Source organism: Psychroserpens sp. (genome assembly GCF_045105015.1).
Classification (GTDB): domain Bacteria; phylum Bacteroidota; class Bacteroidia; order Flavobacteriales; family Flavobacteriaceae; genus Psychroserpens.
This window is the reverse complement of the sequence record NZ_JBGCCX010000081.1, coordinates 1-5,896: the sequence shown is the minus strand read 5'-3', so window position 1 is coordinate 5,896 and position 5,896 is coordinate 1. Positions and strand designations below refer to the sequence as shown.

At 29.6% G+C, this 5,896-nt stretch carries 4 protein-coding genes and 1 pseudogene; all 5 read right to left on the bottom strand.

All coding sequences use genetic code 11. The annotated features are described in order from the left end of the window. Positions 1 to 1,022, bottom strand: a pseudogene (locus tag AB8B90_RS06395) (hypothetical protein); the annotation flags it as partial. Between the two features lie 258 nt (positions 1,023 to 1,280). Beyond that, complete coding sequence (locus tag AB8B90_RS06390; protein ID WP_405334875.1) at positions 1,281 to 2,195, bottom strand: hypothetical protein; 915 nt, start codon at positions 2,193 to 2,195, stop codon at positions 1,281 to 1,283. A 15-nt stretch (positions 2,196 to 2,210) separates the two neighbouring features. Then, positions 2,211 to 3,296, bottom strand: a complete 1,086-nt coding sequence (locus tag AB8B90_RS06385) for a hypothetical protein (protein ID WP_405334873.1) — start codon at positions 3,294 to 3,296, stop codon at positions 2,211 to 2,213. A gap of 277 nt (positions 3,297 to 3,573) precedes the next feature. After that, entirely contained in the window at positions 3,574 to 4,851 is a 1,278-nt protein-coding gene (locus AB8B90_RS06380; protein ID WP_405334871.1) for a DUF6090 family protein, read from the bottom strand. 240 nt (positions 4,852 to 5,091) lie between these two features. Beyond that, positions 5,092 to 5,896 (bottom strand): hypothetical protein (locus AB8B90_RS06375; RefSeq protein ID WP_405334869.1); only part of this gene is annotated, 805 nt, incomplete at its 5' end.

Genomic DNA, 5,896 nt, shown 5'->3' with positions numbered 1-5,896 from the left:
TATTGGTATTTTACATCATCCATCGTTTTTACAGTTGCTTCGTCTTTTAAATCAACTATTAGATAACGCCATCTAAAATCATCAGTAATCAATGGTTGTAATGTGTCACCATTTTTAATAAAATGCGTGGCCTCCCAAATTCCATAAAGTAGTGGTTTTTTTCTGTTATCATCTCGATGACTTTCTGTTGTATAAAAGTTGAAAGAGATGAAACTAATAAGAATAATTAAGCCAATAATTTTAAAAAAAAAAATGACTTTATGATATTTGGCGTTTTTAATAGGATGATAAAAATTGTATTTTTCTACAGCTTTATTTTTTATGAATACGTATAAAAACCTGTTGTCAGTTATAAAAATTACTAAAGCCATTAAGACTAAATGGACTGAAAATAATTTGACAGGAATATCATAACAGAAATTCATTACTGCTACCTGCGTCATTACACCAATTACTATAAATGAGCCAAGTGTTTGTGTACGTCTAGGAATTAAAAGCACACCACCAAGCACTTCTAATAAACCTACGAATACGTTAAACCCTTTTGAAAATCCCATATATGTCCAAGCTAGTCCCATTGGCGAAAAATCGCCTAAAGGGTCAAGCAAATGTGTCAAAGAAGCTGATGGAAATTGAAGTTTAAAAACTTTTACAAATCCGTAAAGAAGCATTGCAGCTACTATGACAACGCGAAGAAATACCAAAAACCAGTAAAGTAGTTTATTGTAGCTTTTACGTTTTCTGTCTAGAATGTTCCAAAAAACGAATATTACAAAGGTTAAAACTACATTTACAAATAAAGTTAGATAAGCAAATGTGTGGTCTCCGCTTCCATTTCCGCTAACTTCATATTCGTAATTTATTCCAAATACAACCTTGCCAATCCACCTGTAAGGTGTTTCAAATAATGGACTTACAATAGCTAGTAAAATGTAAAGAACAAAGTAAGTGAACACTAATCTAAAAAGTACTTTACTTGATTTGTTCCATTGTTCTTTATATTCTTGTGTTAGTAGTTTCATGTAATACTAGTGTATAAACATAAAGATTAGTTACACTTTTTAAATTGGAATTCCTTTAATATTAAATGTCACAAAGTTGAAATATTCCTCGAATTTTGTTGGTTTGGACAAATGTGTTACAACGTGTTCGTGTATGGTTTCGTTGCGATTGATTACTAAGATAGCAAAAAGAACCAGCGTTTAGGAAATTCGGCAGAATTTCCGTGGTATTCTTTAAACAGCTTCCGAGCAATGAACTATACACGTTGTTGGTTGCCGTTATTCTTTTACCTTTTCCCATTTACCATTTTTATATAGATAGGTGTATTTTAGTTTCCCTCTTTTGTAATGTTTACTTTTGAATTGTTCTCCGTCATTATCAAAATAATACCTTTTAGAATTATTGTAACTAGAGTGTAAAACGTATAATTGTCTTACTACACCTAATTCAAAACCTAAATTTTTGTGTCTTGGTATTAAATTAGAAATTGATACTTTACTGCTTAAATCTTCAATAGTAATTTTTGTACCACTACCGTTTGTTTGTAAAATGTCGTATTCGAAATCTTTAATATTATTGAAGTACTGATAAGTTACAAAATTCATTATAGAGTTATCTTTATCCACTTGATATTCCTGTATTCTTTTACCATCATTATTCATCACTAACACAAGTCTACTTTTCTCAATAAGGATTAATGTATTTTCATTAACAAAATAGTGCGTTTCAATTAAGTCACCGTCTTTTTTAAATAATTCTTTTGAAAGCATTGAACCTTGTTCGCTGTAACTTTTTCTTACTTTATATATTGAGTCTATGTACTCTATCTGTTTTCTAAGTCCATTTGGATAAAAATTATCTGAAGACTCTATATCAATAAAAATTTTAGAAACCTCACTTCTTCGGTCATCATCCTCAAAAGCATCTTTTAAAAATTGATTGATGAGGCTTTTGGTTTTGTTTATGTTACTATCAATGTAATAACGTGTTTTTAGCTCAACGTAAATTATATCTGGATTTGTTCCTCCTGCATTTTCTTTAGATTTCTCAATATAATTTAATGTCTCTTCATAGTTTTTATTCTCTAAGCTTGTTTGAGCCTTTTCGTAATATGCTTTTGCCAAGTCTGAATTTTGAGCATTTATTGATGTAAATAACGTAAATATTAATAAAATGGTAATGTAAAGTTTCATTTTTAATTTTTTAAATTAATTTTTCCAATAGCTTTTCTTTTTAGAGCTTGATTTTTTACTTCCAGTTATTTGATTGCAATCTTGAGCAAAGTTTGTAATGTAAAAACTACCACTTCCACTAAATTGTATATTACTTTCTACATCTGTGTTTAAATAGTGATTATAATTTTTGAAATTTTGTGGTAAAATTATAAAATCTTTTGAAAGTTTTCGTATGCTATGTTCTTGATTTTCAACCGCCTCTATTCTTATATCTTGGACAAAATAGTCATTTGGACAGTTTGTACATAGACTAAAAGCACTGTATTTTGTCACTTTAGAAAATAAACTGTGCGCATAAGATTTTATGCTTGGTATTAAGCTCTCTGGATTTTCACAAACAATTTCAAAACTCGCATTCATTCTGCCATATCTGTTTTTTGTATTTGTAAATCGAGAATCATTATGCCTGTTTTCATTTGTTATAGTAATTAAATAGCGATGATTTGCTAATGCTTTATCTTTTTTATTTTTTCTGTAAGAATCCAAATTACAATTAGGTGCTATTTTACATTTAGCTATTTCACTAAGTGTCGCATTCCAACTAAAATCGGCGTAATTTCTTTTGTGCGATTCTATATAAAGAAATTTATAATTAATCCCTTTTAACCCTCTTAAGTTGAATGTTTGCCCATAACATCCTGCAAGTTGTTTGTCTAATACATTATCTAATTTAATATTTGATTTAATCGTTTTTTGAATTCCGCCATCAATACCACCATAGCGTGGTCTACCATCCTTAAAGTAAGCAGGTTCTAAAATGCTGTTTAAATAAATATCAGGAACTATTAAATACTCTTCAAAACTTTCTATTCCCAAATCTCTTTTAGTAAACGTTCTACCACCATAAGAGAATGAATTAATTTTGACATTGTTGTAGGTAAATAACATATTGATATCTCCAAAGCAATTTTCAAAAGCATAGACTAAGTCTAATGAGCCATTGAAGCCTATGCCCTCTGTAGGTTTGATGTCAATCGTAATTGTTTTCCCTTTCCTTTGAGCATTCAAGCTAAATGCAGAGATAAAGATTAGGCAGATAAATATTACTATTTTTTTCATAATTCGTAAATATTATAATTCGAATAATAAATGACAATACCTTTTATTGATTATTATCATAATGGCTACCGTGTTCGTGTATGGCTCAGTTGCGGAATTTCAGCCGAAGCGCTTTGCGCTAGGATGAGCCGTTTGCGGCGAAAATTCCGATGGAGAAAAAGCGCGACTGCTGAGCAGTTTAGATTTTTCCAATTAGTTAAAGATACAAATTGTAGGATAAATTCTTCTACTTAGCCATCAGTAGCAATTGGTTATACACGTTGTTAGCCTTTCGTTATTATTCTATAAATTCGATGTTCTTAACGCTAATATTTTGTTTATCTTCAAGAAATACAAAACTTGTAACAATAAATAATTCTTTCAAATTTGCTGTTTTAAACTCTGAAAGTGGAATCTCATAGATTTTCCATTTATCCGTTAATGTTAAAGGAACTCTGCTTTCTGTTCCATCATCTGGGTCATCTGCATCTTTGAGAGATATTAAAAAAGTTTCTCCACCAACAGCACCTTTTAGTTCTAATTTGAGTGAATTATAACTTGAATAATCTTTAGTAGGTCTTTCTATCATAGCATTAGATGGATGCCTTATATAGATAACTGACCATTCTGTATCTGGTGTATTATAATCTAATTGGTTTATTTCATATAACGCCTGTACATATTCTCCATTAGAGGATGCATATCCAGAATCGAAAAAACCGGTTTCTGACCCATTTGAAACTATTAAAGGGTAGCCTTTGGAACTTTTAATATTGAAAATGTTTTCTAAATTATTTAAGGCTGTGGTATCAAGGGTTTTGATATTATTTTCAATCATTCGAATAATTTCATTTCCAAGAATATTGAGGTTGTCGTATTCAATTATTAGTTCGGGAGCTTTGTCAAATGTTTGATTATATAGTGATAATGCTGAGGGATGAAATATTATTTCTCTCAAATAAGGTTGAAGTTCAGTCAATTCTTTGTCATTACCAATAAAATCTGGATAATTTATATATATCATTTTTTCAAACCCTTGACGTGAAAAATCACTAAATGCATTTCTCAGAATTTCATTAAAATCTTTTTCTTTAATATTTATTTTTTGAACTAAATTATAATATCTATAAATTAAATTTTCTATATCCATGCCTTTTAACTTGCTTAGATATCCTGAGTTTTTAATGGATTCAAATCCACTTAAATCGGCGTTAAAGTATTCAAAATTCGAAATTGATGATAAAACTTCAGAGCCAAATTTCACGTCTTTTCTTTCCAAGAAATCTGAATAAAATAATGTAAAAGTCATTCGAGGTATTCGAGCAGTCTCATTTTTTCTGGTTGTTTTTATATATTCTAAATTTTCAATATCAACTTTAATATTTTGAGATATGCTGGTCAAATATTCCGACAATGAGTTTTGTTCTTGTTTGCTCTGATTCCAATTGTTGATCTGAAGTGCGATAAGAATTCCAATAACAACTAATATGATTTCTCCAATTGCATAGAGTAAATACTTACTGAATTTATTTTCAGTTAGCATTTTTTGTCGAATCTTTCTAAAGAATTTTATCATTGGCTAGAGGTTGATCATAATGAAGGCTAACGTGGGCGAGTATGATTTAGTTGCGGAATTTCAGCCTTGCGCTTTGCGCTAGGATGAGCCGCTTGCGGCGAAAATTCCGTTGGATAAAAAGCGCAAGGTTGAAGTTGCAGAATTTTTCCGATGAACTAAATATACAAAAAACGAGTTCAACTCTTCCACTTAACCAGCTTTCGTAGCAATTAATTATACACGTTGTTGGCAAATCGTTTTTTATTTAAAAAATTTTTTTGAGTTTTTCCAAATTTGAAATTTACTATGCTCACCAATATAATAATAGAATTTTCCATCTGGTTTAATCAATATGTAAATTCCATATTTAACTTCATAAGGGAAAAATAGTTTTTTGATTAAATTTTCTTTATCTCTTATCCAATCTATCTTATATCGAATATAGTAATGATAATAATTTTTCATACTAGATTCCGGAGAAGTAATCCAAAACTGATTAATATCTGCTATTCTGTTTAACTTTTTTGGGTAATCTTTATCTAAAACATTCCAACTTGATTTTAATGATGAATCAATTTTAGTAATAGGATATTCAGTTAAATAATTTATTACAATGTTTTGAGTAGAGTTAATTGGCTTTTTACTTATTTGAGTCAAATATGATTTTAAGTTTGAAAATGTCTTTTTGTCAAGTTGACCAAATTTTTGTCTAGTAAATAATAAACCTATTTGAGTTGTATCATTTTCGAAATATAAATCTAGATTTTTTCTGTTACGTTTAATGTCAGTAAATTCTTGTTTACTTATTTTTACTCCATCTTCATTATAGTAAGCTATTGGTTTTTGTTGCCCAAATCCTAATAAAGTAAAAAAAACAAAGACAAATGTTAATCTCATAGTTTGGAGTTTGTTCTCAAATGTTTGCCAACGTGTTCGTGTATGGCTTGTTGCGTTGGCAAGAACTAAGTTAACAAAAGAAAACGAACCAGAGGAAATTCCGTTAGGAATTTCCAAGTAGGCTATAACCAAGCAATTGGTTATACACGTTGTTGTACTTTCGTTAATT